The 16,417-nt window shown below is 66.7% G+C and carries 15 protein-coding genes; 3 read left to right on the forward strand and 12 right to left on the reverse strand.

Annotation, left to right across the window (positions count from 1 at the left end):
* Positions 1–57 precede the first annotated feature (57 nt).
* A complete protein-coding gene (locus AC50X7_RS03880; protein WP_307094641.1) occupies positions 58–1,389 on the reverse strand; it encodes an MFS transporter in 1,332 nt (443 codons plus the stop codon).
* A 282-nt stretch (positions 1,390–1,671) separates the two neighbouring features.
* Between AC50X7_RS03880 and AC50X7_RS03885 the strand changes: the two genes are divergently transcribed.
* Positions 1,672–2,406: an IclR family transcriptional regulator gene (locus AC50X7_RS03885; protein WP_494977852.1), complete on the forward strand. Its 735-nt coding sequence runs from the start codon at positions 1,672–1,674 to the stop codon at positions 2,404–2,406.
* Positions 2,407–2,431: 25 nt separating this feature from the next.
* Here AC50X7_RS03885 and AC50X7_RS03890 read toward each other — a convergent pair whose 3' ends face one another.
* From AC50X7_RS03890 to AC50X7_RS03900, 3 genes are all read right to left on the reverse strand, one after another.
* The gene (locus AC50X7_RS03890) at positions 2,432–3,676 is read right to left on the reverse strand and encodes an MFS transporter (RefSeq protein ID WP_494977853.1); all 1,245 of its coding nucleotides are present in this window, start codon (positions 3,674–3,676) and stop codon (positions 2,432–2,434) included.
* Between the two features lie 198 nt (positions 3,677–3,874).
* Positions 3,875–6,949 (reverse strand): AAA family ATPase, encoded by a 3,075-nt coding sequence (locus tag AC50X7_RS03895; protein ID WP_494977854.1) that lies wholly within the window; start codon positions 6,947–6,949, stop codon positions 3,875–3,877.
* Positions 6,946–8,136, reverse strand: a complete 1,191-nt coding sequence (locus tag AC50X7_RS03900) for an exonuclease SbcCD subunit D (protein WP_494977855.1) — start codon at positions 8,134–8,136, stop codon at positions 6,946–6,948. The genes AC50X7_RS03895 and AC50X7_RS03900 overlap by 4 nt, the downstream gene beginning before the upstream one ends.
* A gap of 238 nt (positions 8,137–8,374) precedes the next feature.
* Here AC50X7_RS03900 and AC50X7_RS03905 point away from each other — a divergent pair, with 238 nt between their 5' ends.
* Positions 8,375–9,478, forward strand: coding sequence for an ADP-ribosylglycohydrolase family protein (locus tag AC50X7_RS03905; RefSeq protein ID WP_494977856.1), 1,104 nt, complete (start codon positions 8,375–8,377; stop codon positions 9,476–9,478).
* On the opposite strand, the gene AC50X7_RS03910 is transcribed toward AC50X7_RS03905, so the two are convergent.
* A complete protein-coding gene (locus AC50X7_RS03910) occupies positions 9,459–9,938 on the reverse strand; it encodes a DUF4395 domain-containing protein (protein WP_494977857.1) in 480 nt (159 codons plus the stop codon). The two genes, AC50X7_RS03905 and AC50X7_RS03910, sit on opposite strands and share 20 nt — an antisense overlap.
* Before the next feature lie 72 nt (positions 9,939–10,010).
* Positions 10,011–11,024: a 3'-5' exonuclease gene (locus AC50X7_RS03915; protein ID WP_494977858.1), complete on the reverse strand. Its 1,014-nt coding sequence runs from the start codon at positions 11,022–11,024 to the stop codon at positions 10,011–10,013.
* Between the two features lie 145 nt (positions 11,025–11,169).
* On the opposite strand from AC50X7_RS03915, the gene AC50X7_RS03920 reads away from it, so the two are divergent.
* The gene (locus AC50X7_RS03920) at positions 11,170–11,964 is read left to right on the forward strand and encodes a DedA family protein (protein ID WP_307097819.1); all 795 of its coding nucleotides are present in this window, start codon (positions 11,170–11,172) and stop codon (positions 11,962–11,964) included.
* Between the two features lie 86 nt (positions 11,965–12,050).
* On the opposite strand, the gene rdgB is transcribed toward AC50X7_RS03920, so the two are convergent.
* The 6 genes from rdgB to clpS form a co-directional block, all read right to left on the reverse strand.
* Positions 12,051–12,701, reverse strand: a complete 651-nt coding sequence (gene rdgB / locus AC50X7_RS03925; protein WP_494977859.1) for an RdgB/HAM1 family non-canonical purine NTP pyrophosphatase — start codon at positions 12,699–12,701, stop codon at positions 12,051–12,053.
* Entirely contained in the window at positions 12,698–13,456 is a 759-nt protein-coding gene (gene rph, locus AC50X7_RS03930) for a ribonuclease PH (RefSeq protein WP_104042241.1), read from the reverse strand. The genes rdgB and rph overlap by 4 nt, the downstream gene beginning before the upstream one ends.
* Before the next feature lie 61 nt (positions 13,457–13,517).
* Positions 13,518–14,315, reverse strand: coding sequence for an MBL fold metallo-hydrolase (locus tag AC50X7_RS03935; RefSeq protein WP_104042242.1), 798 nt, complete (start codon positions 14,313–14,315; stop codon positions 13,518–13,520).
* On the reverse strand, positions 14,312–15,328 hold the full coding sequence (gene murI / locus AC50X7_RS03940) for a glutamate racemase (protein ID WP_494977860.1): 1,017 nt from the start codon (positions 15,326–15,328) through the stop codon (positions 14,312–14,314). Before murI ends, AC50X7_RS03935 begins: the two co-directional genes overlap by 4 nt.
* A gap of 102 nt (positions 15,329–15,430) precedes the next feature.
* Positions 15,431–15,997: a DUF2017 domain-containing protein gene (locus AC50X7_RS03945; protein WP_307094634.1), complete on the reverse strand. Its 567-nt coding sequence runs from the start codon at positions 15,995–15,997 to the stop codon at positions 15,431–15,433.
* Complete coding sequence (gene clpS / locus AC50X7_RS03950; RefSeq protein WP_104042245.1) at positions 15,990–16,373, reverse strand: ATP-dependent Clp protease adapter ClpS; 384 nt, start codon at positions 16,371–16,373, stop codon at positions 15,990–15,992. Before clpS ends, AC50X7_RS03945 begins: the two co-directional genes overlap by 8 nt.
* Between the last annotated feature and the right edge of the window lie 44 nt (positions 16,374–16,417).

Genomic DNA, 16,417 nt, shown 5'->3' on the forward strand with positions numbered 1-16,417 from the left:
CGACGGGCCCGAACCAGTGTGGTCCGGGCCCGTCGCCCTACTGCGGAGTTGATGAGGTCAGTGGTGGCTGACGCCCAGCGGACGGCCCTTGGTCTCCTTGGCCAGCAGCACACCGATGGCCGAGATGACGCAGAGGACCATGATGTAGATACCGATGGATCCGGCCCACTTGGTGGTCTGCAGCAGCGTTTCGGCGATGGTTGCCGCGAAGGCTCCGCCCAGGATGGCCCCGAACGCGTACCCGATGGAAATGCCGGAGTACCTGACGTTGGCCGGGAACATCTCGGCGTACATGGCGGACATGGGCCCGTAGGACAGGCCGAGGCCGATGGTGAGGACAAACAGCGCCACACCGTAGAGCCAGATGTTCCTGGTGTCGATCAGGGCGAACATGGGAATCATCCAGGCGAAGATGATGGCGTAGCCGATAAGGAACGTCTTGACCCGGCCGATGCGGTCAGAGAGCCAGCCGCCCGCCAGGGTGAAGATCAGCCAGCCGAAGGACGCCAGGGTGGTAGCCAGCAGGACCTGGGGCGTGGGCATTTGCAGCGTCCTGGTGGCATAGGCGATGAAGAAGGCGATCAGCAGGTAGCCGGCAGCGTTGTTGCCGATGAAGATCAGGGTGGAGTACAGGACCGGCCTCTTGTGGTTGCGGACCAGCACTCCCAGCGGCGCCTTGCTTTCCTGCTTCCGCGCGGCCATCTCCTGGAAGACCGGGCTTTCAGCAACAGCACGCCGGATCAGGTAGCCCACCACGATGAGGACGATGGAGAGCAGGAACGGAACCCGCCAGCCCCAGGCCGCAAAGTCTTCCCTGGACATGCTGGTGTTCAGGAAGAAGAGGAGGCCGGTGGCCAGGATCATGCCGATCGGGACGCCGATCTGGGGGTAGGCGCCGAAGAGGCCGCGCTTGTTCAGAGGCGCGTGTTCCACTGCCATCAGTGCTGCACCGCCCCACTCGCCTCCTGCCGAGAAGCCCTGGATGATGCGCAGGGTGATCAGGAGGATGGGTGCCCAGGCACCAATCTGTGCGTAGGTGGGCAGCATGCCAATGAGTGCGGTGGCTGCGCCCATCATCACCAGGGTGAAGACGAGCATTGCCTTGCGGCCCAGGCGGTCGCCGAGATGGCCGGCCACCACTGCGCCCAGCGGGCGGAAGAGGAAGCTGATGCCGATCAGGGCAAACGAGAGGATTTGCGCGAGTCCGGGGTTGGACTCGTTCAATGGCGCCAGGAACAGGGGTGACAGCAGCGTTGCGGTCAGCTGGGCAAAGATGAAGAAGTCGTACCATTCGATGGTGGTGCCGACCAGGGTGCCGGCGAGGACTTTACGCTCCTCACGCCGGGTGCTGGGACCAGCGAGGGTATCCACCTTGGAAGGTGTGGTCATTGAAACTCCATTGTTTTATCGGCAGCTACGCCGCCGGGACGCCTTCAGAATTACCGACAGAACGGTCAGTTAGTTGAAAGAGTACTACGAAAGTGTGAGGCGGGACACACCCCAACATAATTTCGGCTGCACTGTGTTTTATTGCCCGCCACAGTGGCAAGTGGACTCGGACGCCCGCAAGTTCTATATTTGAACCGCCGTTTCTTATTGCGGACGCCACGCCTCGGCGAATCCCTGCACACGAGCCGCGACACCGCTACCAAGCGACCTAGGATGGACAGCATGAGCCCCACCGCCGGAGCCCCGGCCGAAGCAGCTCCGCCACAGGCTTCACCCTCCCAAACGCTTTCCCGCGGCATCCGCGCCCTTGAGATCCTGGCCGCGGCACCTGGCCCCATGACCATCGCCGAGCTCGCCGATGCCATGGGTGTGCACCGTTCCGTGGCGTACCGCATCCTGCGCACCCTCGAGGACCACTCGCTCCTGGTCCGTGACGACGGCGGCCGGGTCCAGCCCGGGCCGGGCCTCGCCGTGCTGGCCCGGAGCGTCTCGAGGAACCTCCAGAGTGCTGCCCTTCCCGAACTCACCCACCTGGCCAACACCCTGGACATGACGGCGTTCGTGGCTTTGTGGGACCACCACGACTGCATCACCCTGGTCACAGTGGAACCGCGGCACTCGGGCGCGACGGTGGCCCAGCATCCCGGCACCCGGCACCCAATCAATGCCGGTGCACCCGGCATCGCCATCCAGTCTGCCCTCACTGAAGCTGAGTGGGACCGGCTGGAGACAGGCGTTCCCTACCGGCCCGAAGCGGCTGTTGCCAGGCGCGTCGGGTACTCCGCCAGCCATGACGAGGTCATCGCCGGGGTCTCCTCCCTGGCCGCACCCGTCCGTGTGCCAGGCGGCCGCCCGGCAGCACTCGCCGTCGTCTACATCCGCTCCGCCCACGACCCTTCAGTGGTGGGCGCGGCGCTCGCAGAAAGCGCTGCCAGGATCGAACGGCAGCTGACCTGAGCGTGCGCCGGTACGCTGAGCCTCGTCAGCGGCGGACGCTGCGGCGATGAAGCACGACGGCGGCCGCGGCTCCGAGGAGTGCCAGCGCGGATGCCGCGCAGGCGGGAACAAGGAACGCCGCCGCGTAGCCGTGGTCCTGTGCCAGCCGGCCGCCCAGGGACGAGCCGATCGCGGTGCCGGCCACAATGCCGCTGGCCAGTGCGGTCATCACCGTGCCCAGCCGTCCCTCCGGGGCCAGCACGCCTCCGACGGCGAAGACGGTAACCATCACCGGGCCCACGGGGACCCCAAGGATGAGCAGCACTGCCACCATCGCACCCAGTGACGACGGCACCAGCAGGAGCACGGCGAGTGCTGCCATCAGTACAGCGGACACCACCCAGCGCCAGGAAAGGCTGAAACGCTGCGGCCAGTAGGCAACTGAGAGGGCTGCGGCAGCCGAGCTGAGCCCCATCACGGCATACAGCAGTCCGGCGAGTTCGGAGGTGGCGTAGCTGGCCGAGAATGAACTCAAAGCCGCCTGCGTTGAGCCGAAAAACGTGCCCATGCAAACCATCGCAACCACTGGCAGGGCGACGGCGGCAGGCATCCTCACCCGGGAGCGGCGTTCTGCGGCCGGAACCGCGTGGCGTGCCCCCGGCACCGCGCGGTGGGTGCGATGCGCGGCAAAGGCGGGCACCAGCGTGATGGTCATGGCTGCCGCCAGCGCGAGCGGAAGCCAGGGTGCCAGGAGGCTGGCAAGGATTCCCACGAGCGCAGGCCCCAGCACAAAAGTCACTTCGTCCGCCGTGCTCTCGTACGAGAGCGCCGTGTCCAGGTCCCGCCTGTTATCCGGCGCCTTGCCCCGCGACGTCAGGGCCATCCACCGGACGCGGGCCAGCGGGCCTACCTGCGGACAGCTTGCCCCCGAGAGGAACGCGGCGGCCAACACGGCAGCGGGAAAGCTTCCGGACGTGCCCATGGCAGAGGCTGCAAGGATCAACGCCACTACGGCTGCGGTATTAAGGACGGCAGCCCACAGCAGCATGGGACGTTGGCCCCGCCTGTCGGCCAAGGCTCCCAGGACCGGAGCGCCGAGGGCGGAGCCAACGCCCACCGCACCTGCCGCAGTGCCGCCCAGGGCATAAGAACCGCTGTTGGAAGTGACCAGGGTCAGGGTGCCTACCGTCAGCATGGCCAAGGGAAGCCGGGCAAAGAGACCCAGGGGAATGAAGCCGCGGCCGGCGAGATGGGGAAGCCTGGCGAAACGGCCGCCGGAAGCAGGCTGCATGGGAGCCTGCGTGGCAGGTTCCGGTGTGTCGGGTTCCTGCGTGGCGGGAAGGACGGCGTGCCCCGAAGCAGGAGGCTGGCCAGATGAAAAGGAAGTGGAGGATTTCAATTCCGGGCTCGTTCAGTCATGCGCATCGTCCCTCCTCCCGATGCGCGAAACCCGGTAACTGTCCAAGTATATCCGCGCTTGCCCGCAACCTCAGACCGGGACGTCCAGGGCTTCGGCGATCCGCAGCGTAGATCCGTTCCTGGTCTTCAGTACCTGAAGCTGCGTTCCGATCCGTTGCTTCATTTCCCCCACATGGCTGACGAGCCCCACTACCCTGCCGCCGTCCCGCAGGCCCTCCAAGGCATCCATCACTTGTTCCAGGGATTGCTCGTCAAGGCTGCCGAACCCCTCATCCACAAAGAGCGTCTCGATTTCGACTCCGCCGGCCTCCTGCTGGACTACGTCTGCCAGCCCGAGCGCCAGGGAGAGCGACGCCATAAAGGATTCGCCGCCGGACAAGGTGGACGTGTCCCGGCGGTGCCCGGTCCATTGATCCACCACTTCCAGGCCCAGCCCGGACTTGGCACCGCGCGCCGCCTTCGCGTCAGTGTGCTGCAGGAGGTACCGGCCGTCGCTCATGGCAACCAGGCGTTCAGATGCGGCCAGAGCCACCTGCTCCAGCCGCGCCGCCAGCACGTAGCTGTTCAGGCTCATCCGGTAGGTGTTGTCTCCCCGGCCGGCCGCTGCGTCCGCCAGGCCGGCAAGCATGCGGGCCAGGTCCGCAGGCCCCCGCGCGGATCCGGCAAGCTCGTCATAGGCCGTACGGATGGAGGCCAGCGATTCGAGGCAGCGCTTGGCCATGCCTGCTGCCAGGTCCGCGTCACGCGCTTCCTTCAGGGCGGCAGCAGCCTCAGCCTTATGGACTGCGAGCTGCTGCTCATCGGGCACCTGACCGGCAGCCGCTTCCTCAAGGGCGAGCACAATGTCCGCTGACGCGAACAGTTCCGCCACCCTCGCCGCTTCATCCTGGGCGGACCGCATCTCGGATTCCAGGGCAGCAGCTTCACTGCCGGCCAGCAGGTGTTCGCGCGCCTCATCGGCGGTCGCGAACCCGGCTTCGGGCAACGCCTGCTCCAGCTGTTCCAAGGCCTCGGCAGCCTGGACCTTGGCAGAGCTCAGCTCAGCCTGGGCATCAACGGCTTTACCCAGCATCGCTGCCGCGTTTTCCAAGGCACGCAACCGGTGGGAAAGGCTGCGGTGGCCGGCCCTCAATCCTGCCAAAGCCTGGTCGAGCGAGGACGACTGTTCGGCCACGTCCGCAAGGGAGGACACCACCTGATTAAGCTCTGCCTCGGTGCCGGCACGTGAAGCTTGTGCAGCTGCAATGCCCGCCTCAAGCGTTTCAAGCCGCAACCGGGCTGCCGCGAGCTCCCCGACCGCCTGTTCGGCGTCGGCGGCAGCCCGGCGCGCCTCTTCGGCCGCGCTGGCGGCCTCCTCCTTGGCCGTTTCCCCGCCTTGGCCGGCGAGGACGGCTACCAGCTGGTTTGACTCGGCCAGCTTGTGGCCGGCCGCTGAAAACCCTGCGTCAGCGGCTTCATACAGCTGGTGGGCCGCTTCCTCGTCCTGGGCAAGCCCCGGGCCGCCCCCATCCGCTACCGCCGGCAGGGGGTGGTCGGGGCTTCCGCACACCGGGCACTGTTCCCCGTCGACCAGCTGCGCCGCGAGCTCGGCGGCCGCGTTCGCCAGCCGCTGCTCCCTCACGTCAAGCCAGTGCCGTTTAGTCTCCAGCTGGTTCTCCCGGGCCGCGTCGTGTTCCAGTTTCACGGCATCACGGGCCGACACTGCCGCAGCATACCGCCGGACCACGTCCAGCAGCTCCTCGGCAGCCGTTGCTTCCTTTGCACGCAGGGCCGCCGTTCCGGCACCCACCTCCAGCGGACCCAGGCCGCCGGAGAGGCGCGACCGTTCGCTGAGGAGGCTCTCCACACGGCTGGCCAGCGCGGCACCGGCCCCGGTGAGGTCATCCTGTTTGGCCAGCAGCTGCTGATGCTTTGACCGGAGCGCCTTGAGACGGTCCTCATCAGGAAGTCTCGCCTCGACCACGGCCAGCAGGGACCGAATCCGGTTTAGTTCGTCCGTTGCACCCGGAACTGCCGCTGGCCCGGCCAGGTCCAGCGCGTCATCTGCCGGGAAGCCGAGGTCCAGCTGGGCCAGTTCGGGGTCTTCACCGGCAGCGAGGCGAAGCAAGGTGAAAGCCGATTCCATCGCGGCAGCTGCGCGCCGGACTTTAACCGCTCCGGCATCGACACTCCGCAATTGTCCGGCGAGTACCTCTGCCTGGCGGTGCCGGCCAAGCCGGAGGGCAACCTCTTCCAGACGTGGCAGGGCTTCCTGCGCGGCGGCCTGCCTCGTGGCGGCTTCCTCCAGCCTGCGGTGCCGGTCCCGGCGTGCAGTCTCCGCTTCGACGCGGTTGGCACGTTCCCGGCTTGCCGCTTCCGCGGTTTTTGCCTCGTGGGCAAGCTCGCGCAGGCGCTCGGCGGCAGCATCCTTCAGCCAGTCGAGCCGTGCAGCAGGGTTGTCCCGGGACGGGCCATCGGCCTCACTAAGCTGCAGGGTTGCCGATTCCGACTCAGCCCGGGCCGCCAAAAGCTCAAGCTGGCCGGCAAGGACAGACACTTCTTCTTTCGCTGCCTGCGCCTGGCGGGACAGCTCCTGTTCAACTGCTTCGAACCGCTGGGTGCCAAAAAGTTTCTGCAAAAGCTCAAGCCGGTCGGTGGCCTTCGACCGCAGGAAGGCTGCAAAATCACCCTGCGGCAGCATCACCACCCGGGTAAATTGCTCACGGTCCATGCCCAGCAGGGCGAGTATTTCAGCGCCTGCCTCGTCATTGCGGGCCGACTTTTCAACCCACGCCCCGTCCACGCGTTCCCGCAGGAGAGTCTTCGCCTGCTGGGTGGTGAACCCGTTCCTTCCCCTGGCGCTGGGCTTTTCCCAGGCCGGCGAACGTGTGACCTCAAAGCGGCGGCCCTGGGCGGAGAACTCACAACTGACGCAGGGCTCCTGGCCCGGCTCGGCGTGGTCGCTGCGCAGGCGTTTGCCGTCCTGGCGTGCTCCTGGCACCGAGCCATACAGGGCGAAGCAGATGGCGTCCAGCACACTCGTTTTTCCTGCCCCGGTGGGGCCATTGAGCAGGAAAAGGCCGTGCGCGCTGAGCCGGTCGAAATCGATCTCCTCGGTGCCGGCAAAGGGACCGAATGCGGAGATGCGGAGCTGGTGGATCCTCATCGCGAGGCCTCCTGGAGGCGGACGTTTTCCAGCGCGCCCGCGAGCGCGGCCTTCTCTGCGTCGTCCGGGATGCGGCCGCGCACGTGCTCCAGGAAACCGCAGCATACGGCGAGGTCATCCGGCGCTTCGGCAAGCCTGCTGCTGTAAGTCGAGGCGGCGGTGGCAGGTCCGCCCTCGGGATCAAACCCGAGCACCAGGGTGTCAGGGAAGCGCGAACGAAGGCGGTCCATGGCCCGGGCAGGACGCTGGGCGTCCGTGAGGGTCACCTGGCAGTATGCGGTTTCAGCCCACGCGTGCTCGGGCGACTCAAGCAGTTCGTCCAGGGGACCCCGCAGGACGGCCAGGGTACGCGGGGCATCCCACAGGACTTCCTCGACACCGGTAACCCCATCGGCATCAATGTTTATCAGCCAGGCGCCCTTGTTGTGGGAGGCCTCGGAAAAGGAGTACGCAAGCGGGGAGCCCGAGTACCGGACCTGGGGCGAAAGGGACTGCCGCCCGTGCAGGTGGCCCAGGGCGGTGTAGCTGAAACCGTCGAAGAGGTCCAGCGGGACCGCACCCACCCCGCCGATGCTGAGGTCACGTTCACTGTCCGAGCTGATTCCCCCGCTGGCAAACGTATGGGCGAGAACCACCGAGTGGACTGTTGCCGAAGCTGACCGGCGTCTGATGTCCTGCCGGATCAGGTCTGTTGCCGCGCGGGTGACCTCGAAGTGGCTGGCAGCCTGGACGCCCAATTGCTCGGCCACGAGCCGCGGTTCGAGCCAGGGTATGCCGTAGATGGCCACCACGGCTTCGCCGGCAGCTGCCCCGTCTTCGGCAGCTGCGGCTGCAGGCAGCAGCAGGGGCTGGTCCAGGCCTTCAAGCCTGGTCCGCAGGTGCACTCCGCCGCGCTCCAGCAGACGCGAGGCGAACCCCAGCCTGATGGCGGAGTCATGGTTGCCGCTGGTGAGGACTACCTGGGCTCCTGCCGAGGTCAGCCTGACCAGGGCGTCGTCCAGCAGGTGGACCACATCCACGCCCGGGAGGGCGCGGTCGTAGACGTCCCCGGCGATCAGCACAATGTCCACGGAGTGCCGGGTGACGGCGTCCACCAACTGGTTGACAAAGGCCCGCTGCGCATCCAGCATGCCGACGCCGTGGAAGGACCGGCCCAAGTGCCAGTCCGATGTGTGAAGTAGCCTCATGTTCCTAAGCTATCGGTTGCCACTGACAGTTCCGGAGGACTGCAGTGCGTCGTGACGGGCCAGGACGGGCGTGCTCATGGTGTCGACCTTCAGGTAGGCGTACGGGGTTTTGCCTTCGGGCAACCCAGGTATTATTCCAGGGCCGGCTGTGCGTTCGCTGGACAAGGCGATATACGCGCGGGCTAAACGACGCCGGTGCGCGCAGGGCAGCCGTGCTGCGTCACGGTAAATTTACTGCATGAGCATCGAGCCGGACACTTCCACGCCCTCCCTCAAGTCCCGCATTCATGGCTGCCTCCTGGGCGGCGCGTTGGGCGATTCCCTGGGCTATCTCGTGGAGTTCGACTCGATAGACCGGATCCGCAGCCGCTTTGGCGCTTCCGGCGTGACCGGTTTCGCAGCCCTCGCGGGAAACAGCCACTTCTCCGACGACACTCAAATGACGCTCTACACCGTCGACGGTCTGGTGGAGGCGCTGGAGTGGGCCAACTCCGGGGTGGGTGCGGATGTTAACGCTTGCCTGTGGCTGGCCTACCTGCGCTGGCTCGCCACGCAGGGGGAAGCAGCTCCGGCATCGGCCCCTGTGGCACATCCCCGCTGGATCGACGAACAGTCCGTACTGCATCAGCGGCGGCACCCCGGCAAGGCCTGCATCTCCGGCCTGGCAACGGGTGAAATGGGCACCTCCATCCGGCCCGTCAACGCTGGGTCCAAGGGTTGTGGGACAGTCATGCGGTCCGCCCCGTTCGGGCTCATCCCCCACATCACGCCCGACGCCGTCTACAAGTTGAGTTCCGACGCCGCCTCCCTGACGCACGGCCACCCGTCAGCGCGCCAGAGCGCCGGAACGTTCAGCGTCCTCATCCACCGCCTCGTCGCCGGCGACGGGCTGCGGGAAGCTGCGGCGGCAGCAGTTGCACACGCCACCGGGGTCGAGGGTGTGGCCCCCGAACTGCCTGACCGGCTGGAGGGCGCACTCCGGCTGGCAGGCAAGGGAATCGTGACGCCGGAGGAACTGGTCCAGGCACTCGGCGAGGGCTGGGTGGCTGAGGAAGCATTCGCCGTCGCACTTTACGCCGTCCTGGCCACCCTGCCGGACGACGGCGGCGAGGCGGCCGGCGCAGGCGCCGCAGACCCGGTGCAGCACTTCCGCACAGCAGTAGCCCTGGCCGTCAATCACAGCGGCGACAGCGATTCCACCGGTTCAATTGCCGGGAATATCCTTGGCGCCTTTTACGGCGAGGACTGCCTTCCCGCCGATGGGCTGGAGGCCCTGGAGGCGCCCGAAGTCATCCGCGGCATGGCCAACCAGCTGGTGAAGGTCACAACCGGCGAAGGCTGATGTTGTTGCAGGCCTCGCAGACTTCTTCCGGAATCAGGCCGCGCCGCTGCAGGAACCCGAAGATCACGCAGCCAAGGCAAAATCCGGAGAAGGCCTCAAGCGACGCCGCGGCAATCAGGATCCCCAGCACGGTCCAGGCGGCGGGCGCAGCGCCGGCGGCGAACAGGAGGAACGCAACGGTGGAAACCACAGCTCCCATGCCCTGGGCAAAGCGTTTGGGCGGCCCGGGAACCAGCTTGACCCGGCCCAGCCGGGGCGTGATGACCTTGACAGAGAGCAGTGCCAGCGGCGAGATCCGGGGGCCGAACAGCAGCCGCAGCCAGAATCCGACGGCGATGGCCAGCAGCCCCCATCCCCACCCGGCGGCGGCGGTCCCCAGTGCCAGCAGCACAACAAGGCCGGCCGTCACGCGCGCAGCATACTCGTTGACAGGGTTGGGGAAGGCAAACACGGAGCGCATGAGCCCAGGCTAGGGGCGGCCGACGCCGGGTGGAAGCTTTGTTGCGCCCTGTGAACCTGGACGGCCAGGCCCTCAGGCGCTGACGGCTGCAGCGGCGAAGCTGCCCACCATCTGCAGGAACTCCCCCTCGGAGAGGACCTCGATGGCCTGGCCGCGCTCGTGGAGCTCCAGTACGCGCCGCGCTTTGCCCGTGAGCCTGCCGGAGCGGAGGTCCGAAGCCACAAAGCCGTCACCCACCACCAGGACCGTGGTGCGCCCGGTGACGCGGCTTTCAGGGCGGGCACCGAGCTCTGCCGAGCGCACTTTCGCTTCCGGCCGGCCCATGGAAAGCTGTCCGGTGAAAACGACCGTCTGGCCGTAAAGCGGATGGCCGGGGTGGGCATCGGGGTTGGGGTCCGGGTTCGCCCCCTCCTCAGGCCAGCCCGACTGGAACGGCCGGACGAGCGCAGCTCCGCTGCCGGCTGCAGCGGAGATCGCGGCCAGGCTCGGCTTCGACAACCCGTCACGGGCCGGGTCGAAGGCCTCCTGGCGCGGCATCACGAGCCCCAGGGAAAGGTAGAGCTCCGCGATGCTGTTGGCTCGGTTGCGCCCGGCGATGTCAATGAGGATGCCGGCGCACGCCCTGGCATCTTCGGCGGCGTCGTGGTGATTAACCAGGGGCACGCCGGCTTCCTCGGCGGCAAACGGCAGGGAGTTGGACACCAGGGAGTAGCACCGCCGGGACAGCATCACGGTGCAGACGTAGTCGTAGCCCGGACCCGCGAGGCCGGAGACCTCAAGGCCGGACCGGATGACCCCCAGGTCAAAGGCAGCATTGTGGGCGGCGAGGATGTCATCGCCGATGAAGGCGCCGATTTCGGGGAAGAGCTCCCCAAAGCGCGGCATTCCCGCCACGTCCCGGGCTGTGATGCCGTGTATGCGGACGTTGTGGTAATCGAAATGATCGTGACTGGCGGGCGGGCGCATCAGCCACGACGCTTCCTCGACAATCCGTCCGCCCCGGACTTTCGTCAGTCCAACGGCGCAGGGCGAGCCCCGGAATCCGTTCGCAGTCTCGAAGTCGATCGCCGTAAAGTCCAAACCCACGGGGCAACCTTACCTCCGGCGGCTGACCTTCCCGGGTCAGCCGTGCCGCCCTGTCATGGATATCACCAGTCCGACTGTCGGGAGTTTCATCTACGCCAGGGGCAGGAGGTGCGTCAAGTACCCTTGAGGGGTGAACTTTCCTGTGATGAACGACTTCGCTGTGTCCATGCTGGGTGGTGCGGGACCGGTGCAGCCACAGCTGGCATCGTTCCTGCCCGACTGGCTGAACCCCCAGGTCTTCCTGGCCGATCCTGCCCTGGCACCCTGGGTGGTCCTGCTTGTATGCGGCATCGTCTTCGCGGAAACCGGGCTTCTGGTGGGCTTCTTCCTGCCGGGCGACTCCATGCTTTTCACCGCGGGCCTGCTGGTGGCCACTGACACGATCAAGTTCAATGTGTGGCTTTTTGCGCTGCTCATTATTGTGGCGGCCATTATCGGCAACCAGACCGGTTACCTGATTGGTTCAAAGGCCGGCCCGGCCATCTTTAACAAGCCCAATTCCCGCCTCTTCAAGCGCGAAAACGTTGAGAACGCCCACGCCTTCTTCGAAAAGCACGGCGGCAAAGCGCTGATCCTCGCGCGCTTCGTTCCGATCATCAGGACATTCGTTCCCGTCATCGTCGGCGTCGCCCAGATGAACAAAAAGAAATTCTTTCTCTTCAACGTGATTGGCGCAGTCCTCTGGGGCGGCGGCGTGACGCTCCTGGGTTACCTGCTGGGCGACCGTATCCCCTGGGTCCGCGACAACCTGGACATCATTTTCATCGCCATCGTCCTGGTCTCGGTCCTGCCCATCGGCATCGAGGTCCTCCGCGGCCTGTCCGCAAAGCGCCAGGCGAAGGCCTACGGCACCGACCCGGTGGACGAGTTCATCGAGGAACACGCTCCCGAGAACGAGCACAAGACTCCCCGCCATATCCAGGGCACCCGCTCAGAGTAGGCTGCCGCGGCGCTATCCGATTGAACCTTTTAAACAGCTGTGCTCCCCGTTCCGGCGGGGAGCACAGCTGTTTAAGCAGGAATGCGCTAGCGGTTGTGCAGGGCCTCCACAACGGCCGGCAGGAGCGCCCGGAAGGCCTTGCCGCGGTGGCTGATCGCGTTCTTCTCATCGGCGGACAGCTCCGCGCAGCTGCGGTTTTCCCCCGCCGGCTGCAGCACGGGGTCGTAGCCGAAACCGCCGGCGCCGCGGGGTTCGCGCAGGAGGACGCCCTCCAGCTGCCCGTACTCCACCACCTCGCGCCCCGGGGCTGCGTCCGTACCGGGTACCGCCAGGGCCGCGGCGCAGACGAAGGCCGCGCCCCGGTGGGCGTCCGGCACGTCGGAGAGCTGGTTGAGCAGCAGCTGCAGGTTGGCTTCGTCATCGCCGTGGCTGCCGGCCCACCGAGCCGAGAAGATCCCCGGCGCCCCGCCCATCACGTCCACGGCAAGGCCGGAATCGTCGGCAATGGCCACGAGGCCCGTCGCTTCAGCGACAGCGCGCGCCTTGAGCAAAGAATTCTCGGCGAACGTCACACCGGTTTCGACGACGTCGGGGGCACCTGCCGCCGCCGCGTCCACCACCTGCGTGTCGACGTCGAGCCCCGGCACCTGCCCGCGCAGCAGTTCCCGCAGCTCGCGGAGCTTGCCTTTGTTATGGGTGGCAAGCACCAGGCGCGGCGCGGCGGTGGCCGCGCTCACAGGCTGTCTGCCAGGGTTTCGCGCTGGATGGCAGCAAGCTGGGTGGTGCCCAGCAGCGCCAGATCGAGCAGCTGGTCGAGTTCGGCCCGGTCAAAGGGCGCACCTTCGGCGGTACCCTGCACTTCCACGAACTTGCCGGAGCCCGTCACCACCACGTTCATGTCGGTCTCCGCCCGGACGTCCTCAACGTAGGGCAGGTCCAGCATCGGAACGCCGTCGATGATGCCGACGGACACCGCTGCGATGGTGTCGATGAGGGGCTGGGCGTTCCTGGCGATCAGCTTGTTGTCGCGGGCGAACCGGATGGCATCCGCGAGCGCGACGTAGGCGCCGGTGATGGCTGCGGTCCGGGTTCCGCCGTCCGCCTGCAGGACATCGCAGTCCAGCACGATGGTGTTCTCGCCCAGGGCCTTGGTGTCGATGATGGAGCGCAGGGAGCGGCCGATGAGCCGGGAGATTTCGTGGGTGCGGCCGCCGATTTTTCCCTTGACTGATTCACGGTCGGAACGGGTGTTCGTGGCCCGGGGCAGCATGGCGTACTCGGCCGTAACCCAGCCGCGGCCCTCACCTTTGAGCCAGCGGGGAACTCCGGCAGTGAGGGACGCGGTGCACAGGACCCGGGTGTTGCCGAACTCGATCAGGGCCGAGCCTTCGGCCTGGTTGGACCATCCGCGGGTGATGCTGATGGGCCGGAGCTGGTCCGGGGCGCGGCCGTCGGCGCGCACGATGGGCACTGCAGTTGCTTCAGAAGTCATGCCTTTAGCTTATCCACTGCCGGCCGCAGCGAGAGTCCGGGTGCCGCCGGACCGGCGCCGCTCAGATGGTGTAATGCACTCCGGCGACAGCCACGGCGACATCGCCGCCGAAGACCGGACGGGCTTCCGCCATGACGGTAGTCGGCGAGGTCCATACCGGAATGTGGGTCAGCAGGAGCCGTCGCGCCCCGGCAGCGGCTGCGGCTTCCCCTGCGCGTTTGCCGGTCAGGTGGACATCCTTGATGCCGTCGTCGCGGCCTTCCTCGAAGGCTGCCTCGCAAAGGAACAGGTCGGAGTCCTTGGCCGCCTCCTCCAGCCCCGCGCAGGAGTCTGTGTCACCCGAGTAGGTCAGGGTCCGGGAGACGTTGTTGCCTTCCTTGTCCGGCTCCACCACTTCCACCCGCAGGGCGTACGCCTCCTCCACGGGGTGGTTCACCGCGAAGGGTGTCACGGTGAAAGGGCCGACGGTCACGGCTTCGCGTTCTGCCCAGTTGGTGAAGTCGAACTCCTCGTGCATCCCCGGGTCCAGCTCCAGGCCGTACGCGGTGGCCATCCGGTCTGCCGTGGCGGCCGGTCCCCATACCGGAATCCGGCCGCGGCCCCAGCCGCCCGGCTTCCACCGGACAGCCACGTGCAGGCCGCACAGGTCCATGCAGTGGTCCGGATGCAGGTGGGTGAGGAAGATCGCGTCGATGTCCTCGAGGTCGGTGTACCGCTGGATAGCGCCAAGTGCGCCGCTGCCCAGGTCCATCACCACTTTCCAGGTCCGCTCGCCGTCGTTCGCCGTCAGGAGGTAGCACGATGCCGGGGAGCCCGGGCCGGGGAAGGATCCCGTGCAGCCTACGATGGTGAGCTTCACTGGCCGGAACCCCCGGTCACTGAACTGCCCACGAAGTTGGAAATCCGCGGGCGGCTCCTGGCGTTTTGGGCCGCGGCGATCATTTCGGGGGTGATGCGGGCCAGGCTGCCGGTGGGGTACTGGGCGGCCACATGATCCACGTGCCGGACCGAGAGTACCTCGGGACCAAGGAACCGGCGGGCCAGTGCCTCGAACTGGTGGGCATCGCCGGTCGCCACGAAGTGGTGTTCCGGAGGGGTGTCCCCGGTGCGCTGCAGGTTGTGGGTGGCCAAGGCCCGGTAGACGTCCTTGGCGGTTTCCTCGGCACTGGACACCAGGGTCACGTCCGCTCCCATAACGAAGGAAATCACGCCGGTGAGCAGCGGGTAGTGGGTGCAGCCCAGGACTACGGTGTCCACGCCGGCGGCCTTGAGCGGGGCCAGGTATTCCTCCGCGACGGCCAGCAGGGCCGGCCCGGTGGTGATTCCGGCTTCCACATAGCTCACGAACTCCGGGCAGGCCACCGATGTAATGACCAAATCCGGGGCGGCGGCGAAGGTGTCCTCGTAGGCGCGGGAACCCACTGTGGCGGAGGTGCCGATCACGCCTACCCGGCCGCTCCGTGTTGCGGCAACGGCGCGGCGCACGGCCGGCTGGATGACCTCGATGACCGGAATGCCGTACTTGGCCGTGTACCGCTCCCGTGCGTCACGAAGCACAGCGGCCGACGCCGAGTTGCAGGCTATGGTGAGCAGCTTGACACCGGAGTCCACCAGTTCGTCCATCACGCCCAGGGCGTTGGCCCGGACCTCCGCGATGGGCAGGGGGCCGTACGGTCCGTGCGCCGTGTCCCCCACGTAGAGGATGGACTCGTTGGGAAGCTGGTCGATGATGGAGCGCGCCACCGTCAGCCCGCCTACGCCGGAGTCGAAGACACCAATGGGCCGTGATTCCACGGCCGCGGCCGGGAGGTCGCCGGCTTCGGACACCGCTGCGGCTTCAACGTGCGGGTCCATGCTCGAGGCTGTTGTCATGATTATTCGAGGATAGGTCTTCCCTGCAGGCTCAGGCAGCATCTTGTGGCCTGTGACTCATGTCTAATGTGTCACAGGCCAGGGACGGGAACGGCCGGCCGGTCAACGGCCGGTGTCCAGGGACTGCAGCATGGCCTGGACCAGCGACTCCTGCAGCCAGGTGGCGAAGTTGTAGACCAGTGCCAGGTAGCTTTCAACGTCCTCGGCCTGGGACCAGTCCTGCATCAGGTGGACGTGCTCGGCGTCCTCCTCGTCCTGGATGTCCAGCCGCTCGGCCAGCACCAGCCGGACGTCGTTCAGGGCCATCGACCAGTGCCGTGCGCCGTCAGCGGTCAGCACGATCTCGTCCTTGTCCAGGTCAAGTGCCGCCGCCCGGAGGGCACCGATCTTTGTTTCCCGCAGCGAGCGCTCCGTGAGCTGGCGGAACTCCAGGGACGCGCCGTCGTCGTTCTTCATCACGTTGGGCAGGAGCCGCTTCACCGCCCGGTCCGTGGGCACGGCCACCTCCATGTCGAGGCCGATCAGGGCCGCCAGCGGGTCCTGGCCCTGACGCTCCTCCGGCTGGAGCATGGAGATGACGTCGTCGATGAGGCTGCGCAGCAGTTGCCGTTCGGCCGGTTCCAGATAGCCGGTGATGCCTTTAAGTCCGTACTTGAACGCCTTAGCCACGTTTCCCCTTACCCTGGCCCGGCCCGCCGGACTTGCCTGCATTGCCGCCTGACCCGCCGCTGGCCTTCTCCACCGTGGCCCACAGCCCGAAGCCGTGCATCGCCACGGCATGGCGCTCCACCTGCTCCTTGCTGCCGGAGGCAACAATGGAGCGGCCCTTTTTATGGACCTCCATCATGAGCTTGTTCGCCTTGCTTTCCGGGTAGCCGAAGTAGCTTTGGAACACGTAACTGACGTAGCTCATCAGATTAACGGGGTCATTCCAGATCACCAGGTTCCAGGGGATGTCCGGCGCGGCAAGGAAGTCTGTTGACTCCGCTGTGCCGGTCCGGGTGCCCTCCTGCGTATCAGGGCCGAGCGCAACGCTTAAGGTCATCTGTCCATTCTATGGGGAGGATGGGCCCACGCCGGCGAGGGGCC

Source organism: Pseudarthrobacter sp. Hb11, assembly GCF_059383655.1.